Genomic DNA, 23,447 nt, shown 5'->3' on the forward strand with positions numbered 1-23,447 from the left:
GAAAGCGTGCGTATTGCCTGAAAACACAACCCGCTACGGGGGAGACTTACCCGAAATCTGATTTATTCAACAAAGCCTAAATAAAGGTGTTCTAAATCTTTTGCTTGTATTTCATGCGGTTACGTTTGTTTTTTCGATGCATATATATGATGTATCAATAATGTATATTTTCTTCCTGAATGGATTGATTATGGTTTTTCATTTTTATTCTCTCAGACCAGAGCTATAATGCGCCTGCCATTTGTGCGTCGTACAGATTCATTATTGCTAAAACTCACTTTCAACTGCGGCAGATGGTTGGCTGAACGGCACTTTTGTCGGCCGGATTCGTCTACAGAAGAAAGGTGTAGCGGGCCGGTGGAAGCACAGGTTATTCCACCTGGCTTAGTTCTGCGAAAGATTGAGTAAACCTTTGCCAAATGGTTACCAGCGTTTGCTGAATGGTTTTAAGCGTAGACTGGAATGTACTGATTACAAGCTGTCGGCAGTGAGATGAATTGAGAAAGTCCTGATGGAAAGGAAGATGCAAAATGGAGAGAGTAGTGGTTTCTTAAGTCACAGTATGTGCAGAAGGAACGTTTGAAAACAGAGCTATATCCGTTGATATACCTCTGTTTTTAGCTTTTTTGCGCAAAGCTGACTAGTCTGCAAGTGGTGACTTAAGCTTTGCATTCACAGCAAGTAAGCGTCAGGTCCACGTTTCACTGTCTGGTTGACGTTGAGACCGGGGCCGTGATTACAGCACAGCAGCGTTACGCGCTTTGGTTGCGATAGCCAATGGCGGTAGCGTGTCTGAAATTTTTAAAATGTGCCTGAAAGGCACTTAACTAATTGAAAAACGAGAGAGAGTATGAAGATCCTTGTCACCGGTGGCGCTGGGTTTATTGGTTCTGCCGTTGTTCGTCATATCATTGAGAATACTCAGAATGACGTGCGCGTTATGGACTGCCTGACTTACGCAGGTAATCTCGAGTCTCTGGCTTCTGTAGCCGACAACAGCCGTTATTCTTTCTCGCGTACGGATATCACCGACGCCCAGGGCGTGGCTCAGCAGTTCAGTGAGTTTCAGCCTGATATCGTGATGCACCTGGCTGCCGAAAGCCATGTTGACCGTTCTATTGACGGCCCGGCCGCCTTTATCCAGACCAACCTGATTGGCACCTTTACTCTGCTGGAAGCAGCCCGTCACTACTGGTCCTCCCTCGATGCGACAGCAAAGCAGGCCTTCCGCTTCCACCATATCTCCACGGATGAAGTCTACGGCGACCTCGACGGTACCGACGATCTGTTTACTGAAGAGACGCCGTACGCGCCAAGCAGCCCGTACTCAGCCTCTAAAGCCGGTAGCGACCATCTGGTCCGCGCCTGGAACCGCACCTACGGCCTGCCGGTCGTGGTGACCAACTGCTCCAACAACTATGGCCCGTACCACTTCCCGGAAAAACTGATCCCGCTGACCATTCTCAATGCCCTGGCGGGTAAACCGCTGCCGGTGTATGGCAACGGCGAGCAGATCCGTGACTGGCTCTACGTCGAAGACCATGCCCGGGCTCTATATAAAGTAGCGACTGAAGGTCAGAACGGTGAAACCTACAATATTGGCGGCCATAACGAGCGTAAAAATATCGCTGTGGTCCGTACGATTTGCAGCATCCTGGACAAGGTGGTGGAGCAGAAGCCGGGCAACATTAGCCACTTTGCTGACCTGATCACCTTTGTGAAAGATCGTCCGGGTCACGACCTGCGTTATGCGATCGATGCAGCAAAAATTGAACGTGACCTTGGCTGGGTGCCGCAGGAGACCTTTGAAAGCGGGATCGAGAAAACCGTTCACTGGTACCTGAACAACACCACCTGGTGGCAGCGCGTGCTGGACGGCTCGTATGCCGGTGAACGTCTTGGCCTGAATAACTGATAAGGATATAAACCCATGAAAGGTATTGTTCTGGCCGGCGGTTCCGGCACCCGCTTATATCCCATCACTCAGGGCGTGTCTAAACAGCTGCTGCCGATTTATGATAAGCCAATGATTTATTACCCGGTATCGGTGCTGATGCTGGCCGGGATCCGCGATATTCTGATCATTACCACCCCGGAAGATATGCCGGCGTTCCAGCGTCTGTTGGGCGACGGCTCACAGTTCGGAGTGAACTTCAGTTACGCCATTCAGCCATCTCCGGATGGACTGGCACAGGCCTTTATCATCGGTGAAGAGTTCATCGGCAACGACGCCTGTGCGCTGGTGCTCGGCGACAATATCTATTTTGGTCAGAGTTTTGGCCGGAAACTGGATGCGGCAGCCAGCAAAACCTCCGGCGCCACCGTGTTTGGTTATCAGGTTCTCGACCCGGAACGTTTCGGGGTGGTGGAGTTTGATGAACACTATAAAGCGCTGTCGATTGAAGAAAAACCGCTGAAGCCGAAATCAGACTGGGCGGTTACCGGCCTGTATTTTTACGACAACGACGTGGTGGAGATGGCGAAAGCCGTCAAACCGTCTGCGCGCGGCGAGCTGGAAATCACCACCCTGAACCAGATGTATCTGGAGCGCGGCGATCTGCAGGTGGAATTGCTGGGACGTGGTTTTGCCTGGCTGGATACCGGGACTCATGACAGCCTGATTGAGGCCTCACAGTTCATTCATACCATTGAGAAACGTCAGGGGATGAAGGTGGCCTGTCTGGAAGAGATCGCCTTCCGTAATCAGTGGCTGTCTGCGGAAGGGGTAGCGGCGCAGGCTGAAAAGTTAAAGAAAACTGAATATGGCGCTTATCTGCAGCGTCTGCTCAGCGAACGTTAATCACCTACCGACGGTAAACAAGGTATTGAATCATGAAAATTTTACTGATTGGTAAGAATGGTCAGGTCGGCTGGGAACTTCAGCGTTCGTTGTCGACGCTGGGAGAGGTGGTGGCGGTTGACTATTTCGATACGCAACTGTGTGGTGACCTGACCAATCTGGAAGGCATTGCTCAGACCGTTCGTCAGGTGAAACCGGATGTGATTGTGAATGCCGCTGCCCACACCGCTGTCGATAAAGCGGAAAGTGAGCGCGAGCTGTCTGACCTGCTCAATGACCGCGGCGTGGCAGTACTGGCTGAAGAGTCTGCGAAGCTGGGTGCGCTGATGGTGCATTACTCCACCGACTATGTGTTCGACGGGGAAGGCAGTCACTATCGTCAGGAAGATGAGGCCACCGGGCCGCTGAATGTCTACGGTGAAACCAAGCGCGCCGGTGAGCTGGCGCTGCAGCAGGGTAACCCGCGTCATCTGATTTTCCGCACCAGCTGGGTCTACGCGACCCGCGGGGCGAACTTTGCCAAAACCATGCTGCGTCTGGCCGCTGAGAAGGAGACGCTGTCGATCATTAACGATCAGCACGGCGCACCGACCGGCGCAGAGCTGCTGGCAGACTGTACCGCCATCGCTATTCGCGAAGAGCAGCGTAACAGGGCGGTGGCAGGTATTTACCACCTGGTAGCCAGCGGAGAAACCAGCTGGTATGACTACGCTCGCTTTGTATTTGATGTTGCCCGTACGCATGGCACGGCACTGGCGGTGAAAGAAGTCAACGGGATCCCGACCACGGCCTACCCGACGCCGGCAAAACGCCCGCTGAACTCGCGTCTGTCGAATGAAAAGTTCCAGCGGGTGTTCGGTGTGACGTTACCGGACTGGCGCCAGGGTGTTGAACGAGTTGTTGTTGAAGTTTCAGGCAAATAGGTGAGCAGCTAAGATGAATATTATTAAAACAGACATTCCTGAGGTCTTGATTTTTGAACCTCGCGTGTTCGGTGATGCGCGCGGCTTTTTCTTTGAAAGCTTCAGCAGCAGGGTGTTTGATGAGGCAGTGGGTCGTCATGTTGAGTTTGTACAGGACAACCATTCGCAGTCGCAGAAAGGCGTGCTGCGCGGCCTGCACTACCAGCTGGCCCCGCATGCTCAGGGCAAACTGGTGCGCTGCACCGAGGGTGAAGTGTTCGATGTGGCCGTTGACGTGCGTCGTTCATCCCCGACCTTTGGTCAGTGGGTGGGGGTGGTGCTAAGCGCAGAGAATAAGCGTCAGCTGTGGATCCCGGAAGGGTTTGCGCATGGCTTTATGGCTCTGAGCGAGACGGTGCAGTTTGTCTATAAAGCGACCAACTACTATGCGCCACAGTCTGAGCGCAGTATTCTGTGGAATGATCCGGATATTGGGATTGAGTGGCCTGAGGTGGCGGGTTTAAACATCTCTGAAAAAGATGCTAAAGGGCTTGCCTTTAATCAAGCTGAATTTTATCTGTGAAATAAAACAGGAACTACGATAGAAATTAGTTGAATCCTATGTTCCACATAAAGGTATGTCTGAGCGATGCTTAAGTATTTTTTAAAGAATAGAGCACTGATATTCAAACTTGCAAAAAGAGATATAGATTCAAAGTATAAAGGGTCACTAATCGGAGGCTTTTGGGCGGTAGTAAATCCCATTATCATGCTTTGCGTCTATTCATTTGTGTTTTCCGAAGTGTTTAAGGCGAAATGGGGAGCATTAAGTGGAGGAAAAGGCACATTTGCTGTAGTGTTATTTGCTGGCTTGATTATCTTCAATTTTTTAGCTGAGTGCTTGAGTCGTGGACCTGTTCTGTTTACCAGTAATGTCAACTATGTGAAGAAGGTTGTTTTTCCACTCGGTTGTTTGCCATTTAGCATATTTTTATCAGCTGCATTTAACTTCTTGATCAGTTTTGTGATTTTGATAATTGCGCAACTAATTGTATTTAATTCGATACCGTGGACTATAGCATTCTTTCCGTTATTTTTAATTCCGTTGTTTATCGTTGGCTTTTCCTTGATTTTATTGTTCTCAACGATTGGTGTATATTTTAGAGATATTACTCAGGCCGTGCCAATCATCATTACTTTTTTGATGTTTCTTTCGCCAATATTTTATCCATTGAGTGCAATACCTAAAAGCTTTCAAGATATTATGATGTACAACCCAATAGCTTTTTTGATCGAAAATGCACGTGATATTTTAATCTTAGGCCATAATATGTCTTTGCAAGAATATGCCATATTGTATATTGCGAGCATAATATTATTGTTCTTTGCATTGAAAATATTCCAAAAAGCGAAGAAAGGATTTGCAGATGTCTTGTGATTCTGTTAATGACAAGTCAGTTCCTGTTATTCAGGTAGATAATGTCATAAAAGTATTCCGTATTTACGATAAGCCCAAAGACAGAGTGAGAGAGTTTTTGGGTAATTTACCTCGTAGAGTATTGGGGCTAGAACGAGTAAAAAGACATAGAGAATTTTATTCTTTAAAAGATGTCTCTTTAAAAATAAATAAAGGTGAAACAGTTGGTATTATCGGTGCCAATGGTGCGGGTAAGTCGACTTTACTGCAAGTTATATGTGGCACTTTGACCCCCACAAGCGGAAGCGTTAAGGTTAACGGCCGAGTTGCTGCCTTACTGGAGCTGGGTGCCGGTTTTAATCCTGATTTCACTGGTAAAGAAAATATTTACATCTCAGCTTCAATTATGGGGTTGAGCGATGAACAGATTAAAGAGCGCTTTGAGAGTATCGTTGAATTCTCTGAGATTGGTGAATTTATCGATCAACCGGTTAAAACATACTCAAGTGGTATGTTTGTACGTTTGGCATTTTCTATTATTGCGCATGTTGATGCGGATATTTTGATTGTCGATGAAGCCTTATCAGTAGGCGATGCATTTTTTGTACAAAAGTGCATGAGGTTTTTACGGGCATTCATGGAAAACGGAACAGTTTTATTTGTTAGCCATGACACTGCATCAATAGTGAACTTATGTGATCGTGCTGTATGGATTGACCATGGTCAGAAAAAAATGGAAGGTTCGGCTAAAGATGTCTCCGAGGCTTATTTAGCGGCACTTTTTAAGCAAAGTAATCGTACGACATCTGTAAAAAATAAAAAAGAGTCTTTGCCGAAAGAAATATCATATAAAGACATGCGATCTGAATTTATTAATAGTAGTAAACTGCGTAATGACATCGAATTGTTTGCATTTAACGATACTAGCAAGCAGTTTGGTGAGGGAGGCGCAGAAATATATGATATTAAGCTTGAGGACACTCAAGGTAATCCATTGTCATGGGTCATTGGTGGTGAAGATGTTATCCTCAGAATTAAAGTTAAGTGCCTCAAGTCAATGTATAGTCCGATTGTGGGTTTCTATATAAAAGACCGCCTGGGACAGACTTTATTCGGAGATAATACATATATTTCTTATCTGCATAACCCCCTTTCAGTACAGCAAAAAGATAATATGGACTCGGTTTTTGAGTTTGCTATGCCGGTTCTACCTGTTGGAGAATATAGCATCTGTGTTGCCGTTGCTGAAGGTTCTCAACAAGAACATGTACAGCACCACTGGATTCATGATGCACTTATATTTAAATCTCATTCTTCTAGTACGGTAACGGGATTAGTTGGCATCCCGATGAAAAAAATTAGTATCTCGGTGAATTAAGAGTAATTATTTTATGACTATGATTAATAAATCAATGCTTTCCAGACCTGGAAAACTGACATTCCCATATGGCTGGTGTGGCCATATACCTTTTGTCAGTTGGCTCGTTGAAGAAATGAAACCGGGTACTATCGTTGAATTAGGTACACATTCAGGTAACTCGTACTTTGCAATTTGTCAGGCGGTTCTGGAAAATAATACAGGCTCTAAATGCTATGCGGTCGATACATGGCAAGGTGATGAACACGCAGGTAATTACGGTGAGGATGTATTTACGAATGTAAATATGTGGAATAAACAATACTATTCTTCGTTTTCCAGTTTATTACGTATGACCTTTGATCAGGCGACTGATTATTTTTCTGATGGTGGAGTCAATCTCCTGCATATTGACGGCTTACATACCTATGAAGCCGTGAAAAACGATTTTGACACATGGAAACCAAAGCTTGCGGATGACGCTATTGTCATTTTTCATGATACTAATGTTCGTGAAAGAGGTTTTGGTGTCTGGCAATTGTGGGATGAGTTACAAGGCCAATATCCTTCGTTTGAATTTTTACATTCATATGGTCTTGGTGTGTTATTTGTCGGTGATAAAAGCCATGTTATATATGAAAAGCTGACTTCTTTAGGTAATACAGCCTTGATCAGAGAGGCATTTTCTCGCTTAGGTGAACTCATTGTCCTAAGAGAGGAAGCGCATAACCATATTCAGAGTTTAGAATCATCAAGAGCGGCATTGGAAGGACATAATAAGCAACTCCTGAATGAACTTGAAAAAGCTAAATCTGAAAATGAATTATATATAAAGAGAATTCAAGAAGATAAAAATATTAAAGATATGATGACTGGGCGGTTACATGAACTGGAAGGTGGCCATCATCATCATAGCCATAAAATAAATGAGCTAGAGCAAGAAATTCACAGACTCATAAATACAAACTCCTGGAAAATCACTAAGCCTCTTCGTTTCATATTCCGGGTTCTGCGTGGTCAACAGCGTAATACGCTATGGCATCTTAAAAGAGAAGCAAGGAGTTTTGCCAAATCAGTATACTACCGTGCTCCATCACGATATCGTGAACAATTATTGTCTCTGGCTTTCAAAATTAGGCCAAGTTGGTTTACCAGCCATCCAAGATTTATGGGGGCTAATTCAACGCTGTCTCAGGGATTAGATAATAGTGATAAGTTAACTGATATCTCTTTGTTAAGTGATAACATTAATACTCAACCTGGCCGTATTGCGGTCCATTGTCATATTTTCTACCCTGATTTAATTACTGAGTTTTCAAACCAACTTGCGATTGTACCATTCAAATTTGATGTGTATGTGTCAGTGACAAACTCTGATGCTAAAGTTAATTGCGAAGATGAATTTAAAAAGATAAAAAACATAGAACATCTCGATGTTAGGGTTGTTCCAAATCGCGGGCGCGATATTGCACCAATGATTGCTGAATTTGGTTCAGATCTTAAGAAATATAACTTTATTTGCCATATTCAAAGTAAAAAATCTCTCTATAATGAAGGGAAAACAACAGGTTGGCGTGAGTACTTACTAAATGGTCTCTTTGGTTCGGAGTCTAATATAAAGCGTATATTTAAAGCCTTTGATGATGATTCATCATTAGGTATTGTGTATCCGCAAGCATATTGCATGGTTCCCTATTTGGCATTTTCGTGGCTTGCGAATAAATCACAAGGTGCTGAATTGTGTGCTCGTATGGGAATCAATTGCCCCGAAGGTTATTTTAATTTCCCAGCTGGCTCAATGTTCTGGGCTAGACAGGAATCATTAGCACCTTTGTTCAATTTGGGCCTCTCATGGGATGATTTCCCTGAAGAGAAAGGGCAAACTGATGGGACGACTGCCCATGCAATTGAACGTTTGTTAGGCATAGTACCACAGGCGTTGCAATTCGGTTCTTTAATTATTAAAGATTCCGAAAATGAATCGAAGTCAACTTTCCGTTGGGACCAGCAGTATTTCCCTCGGTCTCTTGAATCGATGAAACAACTCATTTCTGATCCATCTAAGAAAGTAATTGCTTTTGATATTTTTGATACACTATTGGTCCGCCCTTTGTTACATCCGGATCATACGAAATTAATCATTGCGGAACAACTACCTGAAAGTGAGGCGAAAACCTTCCTTGCGAAAAGGGCTGATGCCGAGGCCAGTGCACGGCATCGTGCAGGAAAAGATGTCAGTATTGATGATATTTATAATGAATTACATCAGCATTTCGGTGTTGAACTCTCATTAATAGAGAAGTTCCGTAAGCTTGAAGTACAGGTGGAACTGGCATCAGTCTCTGCCAGAAAGGATATGTTGGATCTTTTCAACTTTGCTAAAGATAGCGGGAAAAAAGTAGCTATTGTTAGTGACATGTTCTTATCCATCAATGTCATTGAGAAAATGCTTACTGATAATGGTTTTCTTGGTTGGGACAAAATATATCTATCTTCCGATAAAGGTAAGAGGAAGGACACAGGCGAGTTATATGAGCTTCTCCTGTCTGAGTATAGTGTCTCGGGCAATGAAGTGATCATGTTTGGCGATAATGAACGTAGCGATATTCAACTGCCTTTTGACCAGTTTAATATTCGTGCAACGCATATTATTCGCGCCACCGATCTGGCACTGCACGTCGCTGAATATTCCCCTTTGGCTAGAATCGCTTATTCCGCTAATCTTCATGATGAGCTAACTTTTGGCCTTTTGGTTAAAAAGAACTTAAGCCAAATTGGTGATTTTAAATTTGATAATTTGAAGCTATTTTCAAGCGATCCGTATCAAATTGGTTATAATTTGGCTGGGCCATTGCTTACAGCATTTGCTGAATGGCTAAGAGTTAGTGCAGAGAAATCAAACATCAAAGATCTATATTTCCTGGCTCGTGAAGGTAAGATTATTAAAGATGTTTATGATCATTGGTGTAAAGATGCAAGTAATGCTGCAATAAGCCATTATTTAATTCTTTCTCGTCGGGCCGTAAATGTACCAAATGTTTCGACACTCGATGATATTCTTTCAATAGCAAAATCGACTTTCTTTGCTAATACGCTGGAAATGTTCCTTAGAGAACGATATGGTCTTGTTCTTTCGGATGAGAAACTAATTGATATTTACTCGAAAGGATATTGGTCCAAGGGGCGTCTCGTTGAAATTCAGAACGATAATATATCTGAAGTCAAAGAGTTACTTGAATACTTAATGCCGGATATTCTTAGTGAAGCAGATATTGAGAGAAAAGGGTTGATATCTTATTTGACAAGCGTGGGCTTCATATCTGCAAGTCATAAAGCAGTTGTCGATGTTGGTTATTCAGGAACAATCCAAAAAGCCCTTTCTAAGATACTGTCAGATAGAGTCGATGGTTTTTATATCGCGACGTCTGAAAAAGGAAATAATAACTTATCGTATGATAGTGTTGCACAAGGTTGCTTTATCAATGATTCGGTACCTCTGCAAAATAAAGAATCATTATTGTTACAACAAAGTTTTGAACTAGAAAAACTACTCAGTTCAAATGATACTCAGATTATAAAATATCTTTTCAGTTCTGATGATATGGTGTCTCCAGTCTATAAGACTCAAAGAACCGAAGAGCTTTCAACGAAAGATCTGAGGGCTGAATTGCAAAGAGGGTGTCTGGATTTCGTGAAAGACGCCAGTAATATTCGCAATTATCTTTACCCTCAATTCTCGCCGTCATTGAGAATTGCAGACTCTTTATATAGTGAATTTATTTATTCTTGTAACAGAAGAGAAAATGACTTCATTAAAAAAATGACTCTGGATGATGATTACTGTGGTCGTGGATTAGTTAATTAGTTAATAACCCCTACCTGATTCTTCCAGGTAGGGGTAAAGGGTTTATTCATGAACCGGAACGTTGCAATTTTAATGGCAGTAAGAAATGGTCAGGATTATTTGCCTAATCAACTGCAATCTTTTCTCGAGCAAACATATAAGCACTGGAGTTTATATGTTTCTGATGATGGCTCTGAAGATGCCACAGTAAAAATTGTTGAAGATTTTTTCTCATCACATCTTGATGTACAGGGAAGACTTACTCCTGGTCCATGCCGCGGTTTTTGTCAGAATTTTCAGTCACTGATTAATAATCGGGAAATACAATCTGAATATTATGCATTTAGTGATCAGGATGATATCTGGTTACCAGAAAAACTTCAAATGGCAGTCGAATATCTTAATTCTGTACCCGCTGATATTCCTGCTCTTTACTGTTCGAGTACAACGTTAATTGATTCAGAAAATCATACTATTGGTGAATCATTGCACCCGAGAAAACCATTAGGTTTTGCTAATGCTTTATTGCATAATATTGCAAGTGGGAACACCATGGTTTTTAACCATCGGGCTCGAGAACTTTTAAGGGCGGCCTCTTCAGATATGATGGTTGTGCATGACTGGTCCTTATATCAAATAGTCTCCGCTTGTGGCGGATTCATACACTTTGATAAGACACCTACAGTACTCTACAGGCAGCACGTGAACAATGTAATTGGCGATGGAAGAAATATATTTCTCCGTGGTCGAAATTTTCTTCAGTCTCTCTCTGGTGACAGACGTAACTGGAATGATAGAAATAGAATTGTTCTCAGCAATTTGCTTGACTCTTTTACGATTAGTGCAAAAAATGTGTTCGATGATTATTATAGTATTAGATCAGGAAGTCTATTTCGAAGGTTGAAATATTTTCGAAGATCAGGTGTTTACCACCAGTATAAGCTCGGAACATTATCTACCATAATTTATGTTTGTACCGGAAAAATGTAGTAAGGTGCTATGTGAATATACTAGCTTCACTTGTTTTGTATAAACATTCTTTTCAGGAAATTGAGCGTACGCTCAATTCACTATTAAATGAAAGGAATATTGATAAACTTGTTATTGTAGACAATGGCTCTTTTTGTGATTGGTTAAACGACTACAAACATCCGAAAGTTGATGTTATTAAATTAACTGAAAATCAGGGCTTTGGAGCAGGACATAATCAGGTTTTTGGAAAGTATAAAAGCAAATGCAACTACTTTCTAATTTGTAATCCTGACATTTATTATTCTTCTGGCGAAGTCGATAAGCTTTTTTTATTTTGTGATAATTATGGCATTGATTTGTCTGTACCTAAAATAATTTACCCGAATGGTGCATTGCAGTACGCGACAAAACTACTTCCCGCACCGTTTCAATTATTCGGCAGGCGCTTCCTTTCTTCATTTTTCCCCAATATAAATGATGAGTATGAACTCAGGAAAGCCAATTTTGATACGACTTTTTATGCTCCATCAATGTCAGGTTGTTTTATGATGGTAAGTAATCATGCTATCGAAAGGGTACACGGTTTTGATTTGCGTTTTTTTATGTATCTGGAAGATGTGGACTTTTCACGCAGAATTAGTGCGGAAAATCTTAAGGTCGCTTATTGCCCTGATTCGACGGTTGTCCATCTGTCGCAACGAAAATCATATCATAACGTTAAATTCCTTTTGTATCATATGATTTCTGCAGTAAAGTACTTTAATAAATGGGGATGGTTTTTTGATAGTGATAGAAAACGCTTAAATAACCTATGTCTCTCATTGCTACCTACTAAAACAGAAAAGTAAATAATTGGTTTTTTAAAAAAGGCAGATTCATTTAGTCTGCCCTTTATTTATTATAGTAGATAGTCTTTATTTATGCCGGCTACGCAGATTCTCTATCACCGCCGTCAAGTCCAGCCCCTGATCCTGCAGCAGCACCAGCAGGTGATACATCAGATCCGATGCCTCGTTCTTCAGCTCAAACTGATCATGCACCGTCGCCGCCAGCGCGGTTTCCACGCCTTCTTCCCCGACTTTTTGTGCAATACGCTTGGTGCCGCTGGCGTACAGCTTCGCGGTATACGAACTCTCCGGGTCAGCATGCTTGCGCTCGGCCAGCAGCTGCTCGAGCTGATACAGGAACAGCCACTGGTGGCCAGCTTCGCCGAAGCAGCTGGATGTATCTTTATGGCAGGTCGGGCCGATTGGGTTTACCAGTACCAGCAGGGTATCGTTGTCGCAATCCGGCGTGATGCTCACCACGTTGAGAAAGTTGCCGGAGGTTTCCCCTTTGGTCCACAGACGCTGCTTAGTCCGCGACCAGAAGGTGACTTTCCCGCTCTCTTCGGTCTGCGCCAGCGCATCCTGATTCATGTAGCCTAGCATCAGCACCTCGCCGGAGATGGCATGTTGCACGATGGCCGGCATCATACCGTCGGTTTTTTCCCAGTCCAGCTGTTCACTTAACATACCCTAATCTCCACGCCCTGTGCTGCCAGGTACGTTTTCAGTTCACCAATATTAATAATCTGCTTGTGGAACACCGAAGCCGCCAGCGCACCATCGACGTTGCCATCGCGGAACGCCTCGAAGAAGTGTTCCATGGTGCCCGCACCGCCAGAAGCAATCAGCGGCACATGGCAGACGGCGCGTACTTTCTTCAGTTGTTCAAGATCGTAACCGTTGCGCACGCCGTCCTGGTTCATCATGTTGAGGACGATCTCGCCGGCGCCGCGCTTCTGTACTTCCTGCACCCAGTCGAGGGTTTCCCACTGGGTTACCCGGGTACGGCTCTCATCGCCGGTATACTGATTGACGTGATACTTGCCGCTCTCGGCATCAAACCAGGTATCGATACCTACCACAATACACTGCACGCCAAAGCGGTCGGCAAGGCGGGTAATCAGCGTCGGGTCAGCCAACGCCGGGGAGTTAATCGAAATCTTATCCGCGCCGAAGGAGAGGATCTGCGCCGCCTCTTCCAGCGACTTAATCCCGCCGGCAACGCAGAAAGGAATATCGATCACTTCTGCGACTCGTGATACCCAGCTTTTATCGACCACCCGGCCATCGCTGGAGGCGGTGATATCGTAGAACACTAGCTCATCGGCGCCTTCGTCGGCATAGCGCTTTGCCAGCGGGACGATATCGCCAATGATTTCATGATTACGGAACTGCACGCCTTTCACTACCTGGCCATCGCGAACGTCGAGGCAGGGGATTATCCGTTTTGCCAGCATTGAATGGCCTCCGTTACGTTGAATTTCTCTTCCAGCAGCGCACGACCGACAATCACGCCGCGCACGCCGGTTCCGCGCAGCGCGGCAATATCATTCAGATCGCCGATGCCGCCGGAGGACTGGAATGCCACCTGCGGGTAGCGGGCGCACACTTCTTCATACAGCGACACGTTCGACCCGGCGAGGGTCCCGTCGCGAGAAATATCGGTACACAGGACGTGCTGCAAACCGGCCGGCAGATAGCTCTCAACCAGCTCTTCCAGGGTTACGCCGGAGTTTTCCTGCCAGCCGCTCACGGCCACCTGTTTATTACCCTGATCATCGATGCGTACGTCCAGCGCTAGCACCAGATGCTGCGGCCCAAAGCGGTTGAACCAGCCTTTGACGATTTCCGGGGATTTCACCGCGGTTGAACCCACCACCACGCGCGCGACGCCGGCATCCAGCAGGGCGGCGACGTCTTCTTCCGTGCGCACGCCGCCACCGACCTGTACCGGCACATCAACGCCGGCCACTAACGTTTTTAGCAGAGCGATCTGGCGTTTCTGCGGGTCTTTCGCGCCGGTTAAATCCACCAGGTGCAAAACTTCAGCACCCTGTGCGGCGTAGGATTGCAGGCGCGGCAGCGGATCGTTGCCGTAGTCGCGCTTCTGGCCGTAATCGCCTTGATGGAGACGGACGACGGTGCCGTCAATTAAATCTAAAGCCGGGATTATCATCACATCTCCAGGAAGTTTTTCAGCAGCTGCGCACCGGCGCTGCCCGAGCGTTCCGGATGGAACTGGACGCCAAAAAAGTTATCTTGCTGCACCGCGGCGGTGAACGGTTCGCCGTAGTTGCATTGCGCGATGGTGTAAGGATTCACCGGCATCGCATAGCTGTGGACGAAGTAAAAATAGGCGCCGTCATCGATGCCGCGGAACAGACGATTTCCCGCCTTCGGATAGACGCGGTTCCAGCCCATATGCGGCAGCGGCAGACCGTGGTCGGTCATTTTCGGCACGTCTTCTTCGATGATGCCCAGCAGATCGACGCCATTGCTCTCTTCGCTGCGACGCCCCAGCAACTGCATGCCGAGGCAAATGCCGAGCACCGGCTGGGTGCAGGCTTTCACCAGCTCAATCAGCTCGCGATCGCGCAGCTGGTCCATCGCCGCTTGCGCGGTGCCGACGCCGGGTAAAAACAGCTTATCGGCACGCAGCACCACATCCGGGTCGCGGCTGACCGCTGGCTCATAGCCGTGGCGTCCGATCGCTGACTTAACCGAATTGAGGTTGGCGCAGCCGGTATCGAGGATCACCACGTTCATCACAGCACTCCTTTCGAAGAGGGGAGCGTATCGCCCTGAACGCGAATCGCCTGACGCAGGGTACGGCCAAAGGCTTTAAACAGGCTTTCGACGCGATGATGGTCGTTTTTGCCCTTGGTTTTCAGGTGCAGCGTTACCGCCATGGTGTAGGAGAGCGAGCGGAAGAAGTGTTCAACCATCTCGGTGCTCAGATCGCCCACGCGCTGATAGGCAAAGTCGGCTTTATATTCCAGATGCGGGCGCCCGGAGATATCCAGCGCGCAGCGGGCCAGACATTCGTCCATCGGCAGCACGAAACCAAAACGGTTAATTCCGCGCTTATCGCCCAGCGCCAGCTTCAACGCTTCGCCCAGCGCCAGGCCGGTATCTTCCACGGTGTGGTGATCGTCAATGTAGAGATCGCCGCCGACGTTAATCTCCAGGCGGAAACCGCCGTGGGTAGCAATTTGATCGAGCATATGATCGAAGAAACCGACGCCGGTGTGGATTTTGCTGCCGCCTTCGCGATCCAGCCAGACTTTTACATCCACCTGAGTCTCTTTGGTGACGCGCTCGACGTGGGCGTAGCGATCGCGGCGGGTCAGTTGCTCGCAGATCGTCGGCCAGTTCAGGGTCTCGCGGTCATAGCGCAGGCCGGTAATGCCCATGTTGTCAGCCAGCGTAATGTCGGTGGCGCGGTCGCCGATGACAAAGCTGTGGCTTTTATCCATCACGCCTTCTTCCAACCACGGCAGAACCAGCTGGGTTTTCGGCTTACGGCATTCGCAGTTGTCGGACGGCAGATGCGGGCAGATCAGCACGTCATCAAATTCGACACCTTGGGAAGCAAAGACCTGCATTATCAGGTTGTGCGGGCCGTCAAATTCGGCCTGCGGCAGGCTGTCGGTTCCCAGACCATCCTGATTGGTGATCATCACCAGTTTGTAACCTTCCTGCTGGAGTTTCAGCAGCACAGGGATCACCTGCGGCTCGAAGGCCAGTTTTTCAAAGCGGTCTACCTGAAAATCAACCGGTGGCTCAGAAATCAGCGTACCGTCACGGTCAATAAAGAGAAACTTCTGGGTCATACATTCTCCGCAGTCAAAGCGTCAATCACGCGCTGGCTCTCAGCACGGGTACCGATAGTGATACGCAAGCAGCCGCTTAATGAAGGTTGTTTATTTTGGTCTCGTAAGATAATGCCCTGATCCCACAAAGATTTAAATACCGCGCTGGAGGCTTTAAAACGCACGAGAATATAGTTGGTCTCGGCGCCGAAGACCTGCTCTATGCAGGGAATGCCGCTCAGTTGGCTAATCAGGTACTCGCGTTCGGCAACAATCTGCGCCACCCGGGCGCGCATCGCAGCAATGCCCTGTTCGCTAAGGGCCTGGGCGGCAATGTCGGCCACCGGCGTTGACAGCGGGTAGGGTGCGATGACTTTCATCAGCAGCCCAATCACGTCGGTATTCGCCAGGGTAAAGCCGCAGCGCAGACCGGCCAGGGCAAACGCTTTTGATAATGTGCGCAGCACCACCAGGTGCGGATAGTCACTCAGCCAGCCGGCCAGCGTCGCCTGCGGGCAAAACTCAATATAGGCTTCATCGGCAACCACGATGGCTTTGCCGCGGGTCATCTCCAGCAGGGTCCGCAGATCGTCAGGATTGATAATCTGCCCGGTTGGGTTGTTGGGGCTGCAGACAAAGACCAGCTTCACGCCGTCGAGACTGGCGGCGATGCCCGGCAGATCGAGCTGCCAGTCGGCCAGGGTCGGGACCGTACGGCAGGTTACGCCGATGGTCTCGGCGCTGACGCTGTACATGCCGTAGGTCGGCGGGCAGTAGAGCACCGCGTCTTGCCCTGGCTCGCAGAACGCGCGGATCAGCAGCTCGATGCTTTCATCGGCGCCGCGGCTCACCAGCACCTGCTCGGGCTTCAACCCGGCATAGCGTGCGTAGTTCTCAATTACCGCCTTCGGCTGCGGTTCCGGATAGCGGTTCAGGGTCTGCTCGGTCAACTGAAATTCCACCGGCGTCGGGAATTCGTTGGCGTTCAGCCAGACATCGCCGTTACCGCCCAGTCGGCGAGCAGATTGATACGGCGTCAACGCACGGATATTGGCGCGGGCTAACTCTTCAATGCTCATGCTTGCTCCTTAAGGGCTGCGACGCGCAGCGTAACGGCGTTTTTGTGGGCGGTAAGGCGTTCGGCGGCGGCCAAAATCTCAATGGTCGAGGCGAGGGCGGCAAAGCCATCGCGTGACAATTCCTGCACGGTCATGCGCTTTTGGAAATCCGCCAGTCCAAGGCTGGAACAGGTGGCGGTGTAGCCATAGGTCGGCAGCACATGGTTGGTCCCGGAGGCGTAATCGCCGGCGGATTCCGGGGACCAGTCGCCGAGGAACACGGAACCGGCGCTGGTGATATCGTCAACCAGATCGCGGGCCTGGCGGGTCTGAATAATCAGGTGCTCCGGCCCGTACAGATTGGAAATTTCCACGCACTGCGCCAGGTCGCGGGCAACGATAATCCGGCTGGCGGAGAGCGCTTCGCGAGCGGTGTCGGCCCGTGGCAGTTCAGCCAGCTGGCGCTCAACGGCGAGGGCGACGCGTTCACCCATCGCGGCATCCGGCGTCAGCAGGATAACCTGCGAATCCGGGCCGTGTTCCGCCTGAGAAAGCAGGTCAGAGGCGACGAAATCCGGCGTCGCGCCGCTATCGGCAATCACCAGTACTTCAGAAGGGCCGGCGGGCATGTCAATGGCGGCACCGTCCAGGCGCTGGCTGACCTGGCGCTTGGCTTCGGTGACGAAGGCGTTGCCTGGGCCAAAGATTTTATCGACTTTGGCGACTGACTCGGTACCAAATGCCAGCGCGGCGATGGCCTGCGCGCCGCCGACGTTAAAGATATTGCGCACGCCGCAGAGCTGGGCGGCATAAAGAATTTCATCGGCAATCGGCGGCGGCGAGCACAGCACCACCTGCTGACATCCGGCAATGCGTGCCGGGGTGGCTAGCATCAGCACCGTCGAAAACAGCGGTGCCGAGCCACCGGGAATATATAACCCTACGGATGCAATAGGGCGGGTTACCTGCTGGCAGCGCACGCCCGGCAGGGTTTCCACATCGACGCCCGGCAGCTGTTGCGCGTTGTGGAAGGTCTCGATATTGCGTACCGCAACCGCCATAGCCTGCTTAAGCTCATCGCTCAGGCGCGCGCCGGCGGCAGCAATCTCTTCTTCAGTGACTTTCAGTGCTTTGACGTCGGTCTTATCAAACTTTGCGCTGTATTCGCGCAGGGCCGCATCGCCATTCTCTTTGACGTTGGTAAGGATCTCCGCCACCGTCTTGCTAATGCTGTCGGAAGCGGAAATGGCCGGGCGCATTAAGAGTTGTTGCTGTTGTGCTGCGCTACAGCTGTTCCAGTCGATAATTGTGTTGAAGCTCATGGTCGTTTCCCTTGTCTACTTTCTGAGACAGGCCCGCAGGCCTGTTCCGCCTGGATTACTCCATCATCTTCTCGATAGGCAGTACCAGAATGGAGCTGGCACCCAGCGCTTTCAGTTTTTCCATGGTTTCCCAGAACAGCGTTTCGCTGCTGACCATGTGCATCGCCACGCGCTGTTTATCACCCGCCAGCGGCAGAATAGTCGGACGTTCGGCGCCCGGCAGCAGGGCCATGACTTCTTCCAGACGTTCGGTTGGTGCGTGCATCATGATGTATTTTGATTCACGCGCCTGAATCACGCCCTGAATACGGGTCAGCAGACGGTCAATCAGCTGCTGTTTGGCCTCGGCCATTTCGCCATCGCGTTGAATCAGGCAGGCTTTGGAACGGAACATCACTTCCACTTCGCGCAGGCCGTTTGCTTCGAGGGTTGCGCCGGTGGAGACCAGGTCGCAAATCGCGTCGGCCAGGCCGGCACGCGGGGCAACTTCTACTGAGCCGTTCAGCAGGCAGGATTTAAAGGAGATGCCTTTTTGATCGAGGTAGCGCTTCAGCAGGTGCGGGTAAGAAGTGGCAATGCGTTTGCCGTCCAGCGCCGCCGGGCCGTTCCAGCTTTCATCGGCCGGGGTCGCCAGCGACAGGCGGCAACCGCCGAAATCTAAACGACGCAGGGTAAAGTAGCGCGGATCTTCGCCCTGAGCGCGACGGCTCAGCAGCTCTTCTTCCAGCACGTTCTCGCCGATGATGCCCAGATCGACCACGCCATCCATAATCAGGCCCGGGATATCGTCATCACGCACACGCAGAATGTCGATGGGCATATTTTCCGCCAGCGCAATCAGGCGCTGGGTGTGCAAATTCACTTTAATGCCACAACGGCTCAGTAATTCGCGTGAATCTTCACTCAGGCGGCCTGATTTTTGAATAGCTATGCGTAAACGGCTGTTGTCTAACATTCTTGTTTCCTCTTAATTCCTGTCTGAATCTGTCCGAATTTGGTTCAAAAAAAAGCCCCCGGAAGTGAATCTTCCGGGGGCTCATTTCGCGTTCATGCACCGCTGGAAGATCTAAATGTCTTCCAGCACACATCGCCTGAAAGACTAGTCAGGATGATGGTGATGATGGTGGTGTTTAAATTGAACGCGGTTCATAAAATTCTCTTTGAATGACTATGCATTAGATGTCTTTTAACCTAAACCACTTCAAGCGCAGAAAGCAAGGGCTTTTTACTATCATTAATTCATTTCATCTTCACTGAAGAAATTGTCAGTTGCGGTTGGCTGGCGTAGCCTTGTATCAGCACAGCGAAAGAGTCAGGAGCCAGGTATGAAAAAGGTCGCAATTGTCGGTTTAGGATGGCTGGGCATGCCGCTTGCTTTGTCATTGAATGCACGCGGATGGCAGGTCACCGGCAGCAAAACCACCCGGGATGGCGTGGAGGCGGCGAGGATGTGCGGTATTGATAGCTATCCGCTACGCCTGGAGCCGCAGCTGGTCTGCGATGCCGACGATTTGGATGCATTGATGAAAGTGGATGCGCTGGTGATTACGTTACCGGCGCGGCGTAGCGGGCCGGGTGAAGAGTTTTATTTGCAGGCGGTCCAGGAGATTGTCGATACGGCGCTGGCCTACCATATTCCGCGCATCGTATTTACCAGCTCCACCTCCGTTTATGGCAATGCCAGCGGGACGCTAAAAGAGAATTCACCACGCGACCCGCAGACCGCCAGCGGCCGGGTGTTGAAAGAGCTGGAAGACTGGCTGCACAACCTGCCGGGAACGTCAGTGGATATATTGCGTCTGGCGGGGCTGGTGGGGCCATCCCGTCATCCCGGACGCTTCTTTGCCGGAAAATCCGCGCCGGACAGTCAGCATGGCGTGAACCTCGTGCATTTGCAGGATGTGGTTTCGGCCATCGAACTGCTGTTGCAGGCTCCGAAGGGCGGACGCATCTATAATATATGTGCGCCCAAACATCCGGCGCGCGGCGTGTTCTACCCGCAAATGGCCCGTGAACTTGGGTTATCGGCCCCGGTGTTTGCCGATAGCCCGAATAGCGGGCCGGGTAAGATCATCGATGGCAACCGAATTTGCTACGAACTGGGGTTTGAGTATCAATACCCCGATCCGCTGGTGATGCCGATGGAGTAATGCGCCAGCGGTAATCGCGTACCTGAGGGGGCGGCGATGAAACCACTGCTGGATGTCCTCGTTATTCTTGATGCTCTGGAGAAAGAGGGGAGCTTTGCTGCGGCGTCGGCAAAGCTCTACAAAACCCCCTCTGCGCTGAGCTACACCATTTACAAGCTGGAAAGCGATCTGAATATTCAGCTGCTTGACCGCAGCGGCCATCGGGCGCGCTTTACGCCAACCGGGCAGATGCTGCTGGAGAAAGGGCGCGAGGTGTTGCATACCGCCCGTGAACTGGAAAAACGGGCAATCAAACTGCATCAGGGGTGGGAAAATACCCTGGTGCTGGCCGTGGATGCGGCGTTCCCTTTCTTTTTACTGGCGCCAATGGTGGGCCAGTTCTATCAGCAACATACCCTCGCACAACTGCGATTCTTTTGCGAAGCGTCGTCCCATGGTTGGGATGCGCTGGTTCAGGGACGGGCGGATATGGTGCTGGGTGTGGTCAGCGATCCCCCAACGATGAGTGGCTACAGCTTCAGTCTGCTGGGCGAACTGCCGTATGGTCTTGTGATTGCGCCGCAGCATCCGCTTGCCGCCATCACCGCGCCGCTGAGCTGGCGAATATTGAAGCGCCATCGGGCGATTGCGATCGACGGACAGTGGCCGGCGGTTGATGACCAGGACTGCCTGCTGGCGTATGACTATCCGGGGCTGCTGATGCTGATCGCCGCCGGGCTGGGGTGGGGGTACGTGCCACAGTATTTGGCACGTGCTCAACTGGAGAGTGGCGAGCTGGTAGAGAAGGCTGTCGCTTCCCATTTTCCGTCGCATCGGGCATGGTTGGGCTGGAACGATCAGACGAGCGGGCGTTCCTGCGACTGGTGGCGCAGCGAAATTTTAGCAAATAATGCTATCCATACAATCTATCATACTAAAAATGTATGAATATTAACCTGTTAAATTATTGTAGTGACAATTTGGCTTTTCAACATCTTGTCATCCGACCAGAAAATGTTGCAAAATACGCGGCCATGAAAAATGGAATTTAGCCGACACTTTTTGAAGTGTCGGTTATTTTTTTGTTTTCAAGGCACATCATTCAATACAAGAGGCCGGGCTTCGTACCGGATAGATATTTACTAAAAACCGACAGTCGTTGTCGCTGAGGAATACACTGAAATGGGGCAATTTTTTGCTTACGCGATGGCATTCGCCGTGAAAGGGGATAACCACCATGTCGCATAACGCTACTCCAAAAACCTCTCGCGTGGAATTACGTAAGACGCTTACGTTGATTCCGGTTGTAATGATGGGCTTGGCCTATATGCAGCCGATGACGCTGTTCGATACGTTTGGTATCGTCTCTGGTATGACCGACGGTCACGTGCCGACGGCCTACGCCTTTGCGTTAATCGCCATTCTGTTTACTGCCCTGAGCTATGGCAAGCTGGTACGTCGTTACCCTTCTGCCGGCTCGGCGTATACCTATGCGCAGAAATCCATCAGCCCGACCGTTGGCTTTATGGTGGGTTGGTCCTCGCTGCTCGACTACCTGTTCGCGCCGATGATCAACATTCTGCTGGCGAAAATCTATTTTGAAGCGCTGGTGCCTTCGATTCCGTCGTGGGTGTTTGTTATCGCGCTGGTCGCCTTTATGACCGCCTTTAACCTGCGCAGTATTAAATCCGTCGCCAACTTCAACACCGTGATCGTGGTGCTGCAGGTGGTGCTGATTGCCGTTATTCTCGGCATGGTGATTTATGGCGTGTTTGAAGGCGAAGGCGCCGGTACGCTGGCCAGCAGCCGTCCGTTCTGGTCCGGTGACGCGCACGTGATCCCGATGATTACCGGGGCGACGATCCTGTGCTTCTCGTTTACCGGCTTCGACGGCATCAGCAACCTGTCTGAAGAGACCAAAGATGCAGAGCGCGTCATCCCGCGGGCGATCTTCCTGACCGCGCTGATTGGCGGCCTGATCTTCATCTTTGCCACCTACTTCCTGCAGCTGTACTTCCCGGACATCTCGCGCTTTAAAGATCCGGATGCGTCACAGCCGGAAATTATGCTCTACGTAGCAGGTAAAGCCTTCCAGGTTGGCGCGCTGATCTTCTCCACCATCACCGTGCTGGCTTCCGGTATGGCGGCGCACGCTGGCGTGGCGCGTCTGATGTACGTGATGGGCCGCGACGGCGTGTTCCCGAAAAGCTTCTTCGGCTACGTCCACCCGACCTGGCGCACCCCGGCGATGAACATCATCCTGGTCGGCGCTATTGCGCTGCTGGCGATTAACTTCGACCTGGTGATGGCGACGGCGCTGATTAACTTTGGTGCGCTGGTGGCGTTTACCTTCGTTAACCTGTCGGTGATTTCGCAGTTCTGGATCCGTGAGAAACGCAACAAGACGCTGAAAGACCACTTCCAGTATCTGTTCCTGCCGATGTGCGGCGCCCTGACCGTTGGCGCGCTGTGGGTCAACCTGGAAGAGAGCTCGATGATTCTGGGCCTGATCTGGGCCGGTATCGGTCTGGTCTATCTGGCCTGCGTGACCAAAAGCTTCCGCAACCCGGTGCCGCAGTATGAAGATGTGGCCTAAGGCATAGCGTGATGTAAATGAGAAAAGCCGGAGGGAAACCTCCGGCTTTTTTTTCGTTTGGCCCGGTGCGATACCTTTTGCCCGGCGGCGCTGCGCTTGCGCGGGCCTACGGTGATGGTTAACCTTCTGAAATTTAATGGTTATGTAGGCCGGGTAAGCGAAGCGCCACCCGGCAATATGTTGGCCACGGAAACGACGACCGGACGGTTCCCTCTCCCTCCGGGAGAGTGTTAGGGGGAGGGGAAGCACTGCAGTGTGGTTGTTTATGTTATCTGTGGCTTCAGCGTAGTTTGCGCTCCCGGTTAGTCTTCTGCGTTATGTCTCTTATGGTGCTGGGAGCGCACAGGGGGCGGCCAGTCGCCGCCGCCCCCTGTACCCCCGGGCTCCGGCCAGCAAAATCGCCACTTCGTG

The 23,447-nt window shown here is 49.6% G+C and carries 21 protein-coding genes and 1 other annotated feature; of the genes, 12 read left to right on the forward strand and 9 right to left on the reverse strand.

The features are described from left to right. Window positions 1-850: 850 nt before the first annotated feature. From rfbB to L2I46_RS27160, 9 genes are all read left to right on the forward strand, one after another. Entirely contained in the window at window positions 851-1,915 is a 1,065-nt protein-coding gene (rfbB, locus tag L2I46_RS27120) for a dTDP-glucose 4,6-dehydratase (RefSeq protein WP_236948350.1), read from the forward strand. A 15-nt stretch (window positions 1,916-1,930) separates the two neighbouring features. After that, window positions 1,931-2,800, forward strand: coding sequence for a glucose-1-phosphate thymidylyltransferase RfbA (rfbA, locus tag L2I46_RS27125; RefSeq protein ID WP_236948351.1), 870 nt, complete (start codon window positions 1,931-1,933; stop codon window positions 2,798-2,800). Window positions 2,801-2,832: 32 nt separating this feature from the next. Continuing rightward, a complete protein-coding gene (rfbD, locus tag L2I46_RS27130) occupies window positions 2,833-3,723 on the forward strand; it encodes a dTDP-4-dehydrorhamnose reductase (protein ID WP_236948352.1) in 891 nt (296 codons plus the stop codon). Window positions 3,724-3,736: 13 nt separating this feature from the next. Beyond that, complete coding sequence (gene rfbC, locus L2I46_RS27135; RefSeq protein WP_236948353.1) at window positions 3,737-4,285, forward strand: dTDP-4-dehydrorhamnose 3,5-epimerase; 549 nt, start codon at window positions 3,737-3,739, stop codon at window positions 4,283-4,285. Window positions 4,286-4,351: 66 nt separating this feature from the next. Next, on the forward strand, window positions 4,352-5,140 hold the full coding sequence (locus L2I46_RS27140) for an ABC transporter permease (protein WP_236948354.1): 789 nt from the start codon (window positions 4,352-4,354) through the stop codon (window positions 5,138-5,140). Then, a complete protein-coding gene (locus L2I46_RS27145; protein ID WP_236948355.1) occupies window positions 5,130-6,497 on the forward strand; it encodes an ABC transporter ATP-binding protein in 1,368 nt (455 codons plus the stop codon). The genes L2I46_RS27140 and L2I46_RS27145 overlap by 11 nt, the downstream gene beginning before the upstream one ends. Window positions 6,498-6,510: 13 nt before the next feature. After that, window positions 6,511-10,341: a rhamnan synthesis F family protein gene (locus L2I46_RS27150; protein WP_236948356.1), complete on the forward strand. Its 3,831-nt coding sequence runs from the start codon at window positions 6,511-6,513 to the stop codon at window positions 10,339-10,341. Between the two features lie 48 nt (window positions 10,342-10,389). Then, window positions 10,390-11,310, forward strand: coding sequence for a glycosyltransferase family 2 protein (locus L2I46_RS27155; protein ID WP_236948357.1), 921 nt, complete (start codon window positions 10,390-10,392; stop codon window positions 11,308-11,310). An 11-nt stretch (window positions 11,311-11,321) separates the two neighbouring features. Continuing rightward, window positions 11,322-12,140 carry a glycosyltransferase family 2 protein gene (locus L2I46_RS27160; RefSeq protein ID WP_236948358.1) on the forward strand — a complete coding sequence of 273 codons (819 nt, stop codon included), beginning with the start codon at window positions 11,322-11,324 and terminating at the stop codon, window positions 12,138-12,140. 66 nt (window positions 12,141-12,206) lie between these two features. On the opposite strand, the gene hisIE is transcribed toward L2I46_RS27160, so the two are convergent. The 9 genes from hisIE to hisL all read right to left on the reverse strand — a co-directional run bounded on the left by hisIE (window position 12,207) and on the right by hisL (window position 19,461). After that, a complete protein-coding gene (gene hisIE, locus L2I46_RS27165) occupies window positions 12,207-12,806 on the reverse strand; it encodes a bifunctional phosphoribosyl-AMP cyclohydrolase/phosphoribosyl-ATP diphosphatase HisIE (protein ID WP_236948359.1) in 600 nt (199 codons plus the stop codon). Next, window positions 12,800-13,576 carry an imidazole glycerol phosphate synthase subunit HisF gene (gene hisF, locus L2I46_RS27170; RefSeq protein WP_236948360.1) on the reverse strand — a complete coding sequence of 259 codons (777 nt, stop codon included), beginning with the start codon at window positions 13,574-13,576 and terminating at the stop codon, window positions 12,800-12,802. Before hisF ends, hisIE begins: the two co-directional genes overlap by 7 nt. Next, window positions 13,558-14,295: a 1-(5-phosphoribosyl)-5-[(5-phosphoribosylamino)methylideneamino]imidazole-4-carboxamide isomerase gene (hisA, locus tag L2I46_RS27175; RefSeq protein ID WP_236948361.1), complete on the reverse strand. Its 738-nt coding sequence runs from the start codon at window positions 14,293-14,295 to the stop codon at window positions 13,558-13,560. Before hisA ends, hisF begins: the two co-directional genes overlap by 19 nt. After that, window positions 14,295-14,885: an imidazole glycerol phosphate synthase subunit HisH gene (hisH, locus tag L2I46_RS27180; protein WP_123755027.1), complete on the reverse strand. Its 591-nt coding sequence runs from the start codon at window positions 14,883-14,885 to the stop codon at window positions 14,295-14,297. The genes hisA and hisH overlap by 1 nt, the downstream gene beginning before the upstream one ends. Next, on the reverse strand, window positions 14,885-15,952 hold the full coding sequence (gene hisB / locus L2I46_RS27185; RefSeq protein WP_236948362.1) for a bifunctional histidinol-phosphatase/imidazoleglycerol-phosphate dehydratase HisB: 1,068 nt from the start codon (window positions 15,950-15,952) through the stop codon (window positions 14,885-14,887). The genes hisH and hisB overlap by 1 nt, the downstream gene beginning before the upstream one ends. Then, the gene (gene hisC, locus L2I46_RS27190; RefSeq protein ID WP_236948363.1) at window positions 15,949-17,010 is read right to left on the reverse strand and encodes a histidinol-phosphate transaminase; all 1,062 of its coding nucleotides are present in this window, start codon (window positions 17,008-17,010) and stop codon (window positions 15,949-15,951) included. The genes hisB and hisC overlap by 4 nt, the downstream gene beginning before the upstream one ends. Then, window positions 17,007-18,311 (reverse strand): histidinol dehydrogenase, encoded by a 1,305-nt coding sequence (gene hisD, locus L2I46_RS27195; RefSeq protein ID WP_236948364.1) that lies wholly within the window; start codon window positions 18,309-18,311, stop codon window positions 17,007-17,009. The genes hisC and hisD overlap by 4 nt, the downstream gene beginning before the upstream one ends. A 55-nt stretch (window positions 18,312-18,366) precedes the next feature. Then, window positions 18,367-19,266, reverse strand: coding sequence for an ATP phosphoribosyltransferase (hisG, locus tag L2I46_RS27200; protein ID WP_236948365.1), 900 nt, complete (start codon window positions 19,264-19,266; stop codon window positions 18,367-18,369). 46 nt (window positions 19,267-19,312) lie between these two features. Beyond that, window positions 19,313-19,435, reverse strand: a sequence feature (His leader region). Next, the gene (gene hisL, locus L2I46_RS27205) at window positions 19,411-19,461 is read right to left on the reverse strand and encodes a his operon leader peptide (RefSeq protein WP_004899375.1); all 51 of its coding nucleotides are present in this window, start codon (window positions 19,459-19,461) and stop codon (window positions 19,411-19,413) included. It overlaps the preceding feature by 25 nt. A 175-nt stretch (window positions 19,462-19,636) precedes the next feature. Here hisL and L2I46_RS27210 point away from each other — a divergent pair, with 175 nt between their 5' ends. The 3 genes from L2I46_RS27210 (at window position 19,637) to plaP (ending at window position 23,036) form a co-directional block, all read left to right on the forward strand. Continuing rightward, the gene (locus L2I46_RS27210; RefSeq protein WP_236948366.1) at window positions 19,637-20,461 is read left to right on the forward strand and encodes an SDR family oxidoreductase; all 825 of its coding nucleotides are present in this window, start codon (window positions 19,637-19,639) and stop codon (window positions 20,459-20,461) included. Window positions 20,462-20,497: 36 nt separating this feature from the next. Then, window positions 20,498-21,388 carry a LysR family transcriptional regulator gene (locus tag L2I46_RS27215; RefSeq protein WP_236948367.1) on the forward strand — a complete coding sequence of 297 codons (891 nt, stop codon included), beginning with the start codon at window positions 20,498-20,500 and terminating at the stop codon, window positions 21,386-21,388. A 289-nt stretch (window positions 21,389-21,677) separates the two neighbouring features. Then, window positions 21,678-23,036 carry a putrescine/proton symporter PlaP gene (gene plaP / locus L2I46_RS27220; protein WP_236948368.1) on the forward strand — a complete coding sequence of 453 codons (1,359 nt, stop codon included), beginning with the start codon at window positions 21,678-21,680 and terminating at the stop codon, window positions 23,034-23,036. Window positions 23,037-23,447: the final 411 nt, after the last annotated feature.

Source organism: Klebsiella sp. 2019SCSN059, from assembly GCF_021739525.1.
Taxonomy (GTDB): domain Bacteria; phylum Pseudomonadota; class Gammaproteobacteria; order Enterobacterales; family Enterobacteriaceae; genus Klebsiella; species Klebsiella quasipneumoniae.

What these genes read in the sequence shown, in the direction of transcription:
- hisIE (WP_236948359.1), bottom strand. Translation starts at nt 12,806, where the DNA reads ATGTTAAGTGAACAGCTGGACTGGGAAAAAACCGACGGTATGATGCCG.
- hisA (WP_236948361.1), bottom strand. Translation starts at nt 14,295, where the DNA reads ATGATAATCCCGGCTTTAGATTTAATTGACGGCACCGTCGTCCGTCTC.
- hisH (WP_123755027.1), bottom strand. Translation starts at nt 14,885, where the DNA reads ATGAACGTGGTGATCCTCGATACCGGCTGCGCCAACCTCAATTCGGTT.
- L2I46_RS27155 (WP_236948357.1), top strand. Translation starts at nt 10,390, where the DNA reads ATGAACCGGAACGTTGCAATTTTAATGGCAGTAAGAAATGGTCAGGAT.
- L2I46_RS27215 (WP_236948367.1), top strand. Translation starts at nt 20,498, where the DNA reads ATGAAACCACTGCTGGATGTCCTCGTTATTCTTGATGCTCTGGAGAAA.
- L2I46_RS27145 (WP_236948355.1), top strand. Translation starts at nt 5,130, where the DNA reads ATGTCTTGTGATTCTGTTAATGACAAGTCAGTTCCTGTTATTCAGGTA.
- hisF (WP_236948360.1), bottom strand. Translation starts at nt 13,576, where the DNA reads ATGCTGGCAAAACGGATAATCCCCTGCCTCGACGTTCGCGATGGCCAG.
- L2I46_RS27210 (WP_236948366.1), top strand. Translation starts at nt 19,637, where the DNA reads ATGAAAAAGGTCGCAATTGTCGGTTTAGGATGGCTGGGCATGCCGCTT.
- hisC (WP_236948363.1), bottom strand. Translation starts at nt 17,010, where the DNA reads ATGAGCATTGAAGAGTTAGCCCGCGCCAATATCCGTGCGTTGACGCCG.
- L2I46_RS27140 (WP_236948354.1), top strand. Translation starts at nt 4,352, where the DNA reads ATGCTTAAGTATTTTTTAAAGAATAGAGCACTGATATTCAAACTTGCA.
- hisG (WP_236948365.1), bottom strand. Translation starts at nt 19,266, where the DNA reads ATGTTAGACAACAGCCGTTTACGCATAGCTATTCAAAAATCAGGCCGC.
- hisD (WP_236948364.1), bottom strand. Translation starts at nt 18,311, where the DNA reads ATGAGCTTCAACACAATTATCGACTGGAACAGCTGTAGCGCAGCACAA.
- plaP (WP_236948368.1), top strand. Translation starts at nt 21,678, where the DNA reads ATGTCGCATAACGCTACTCCAAAAACCTCTCGCGTGGAATTACGTAAG.
- hisB (WP_236948362.1), bottom strand. Translation starts at nt 15,952, where the DNA reads ATGACCCAGAAGTTTCTCTTTATTGACCGTGACGGTACGCTGATTTCT.
- rfbD (WP_236948352.1), top strand. Translation starts at nt 2,833, where the DNA reads ATGAAAATTTTACTGATTGGTAAGAATGGTCAGGTCGGCTGGGAACTT.
- rfbA (WP_236948351.1), top strand. Translation starts at nt 1,931, where the DNA reads ATGAAAGGTATTGTTCTGGCCGGCGGTTCCGGCACCCGCTTATATCCC.
- rfbB (WP_236948350.1), top strand. Translation starts at nt 851, where the DNA reads ATGAAGATCCTTGTCACCGGTGGCGCTGGGTTTATTGGTTCTGCCGTT.
- rfbC (WP_236948353.1), top strand. Translation starts at nt 3,737, where the DNA reads ATGAATATTATTAAAACAGACATTCCTGAGGTCTTGATTTTTGAACCT.
- L2I46_RS27150 (WP_236948356.1), top strand. Translation starts at nt 6,511, where the DNA reads ATGACTATGATTAATAAATCAATGCTTTCCAGACCTGGAAAACTGACA.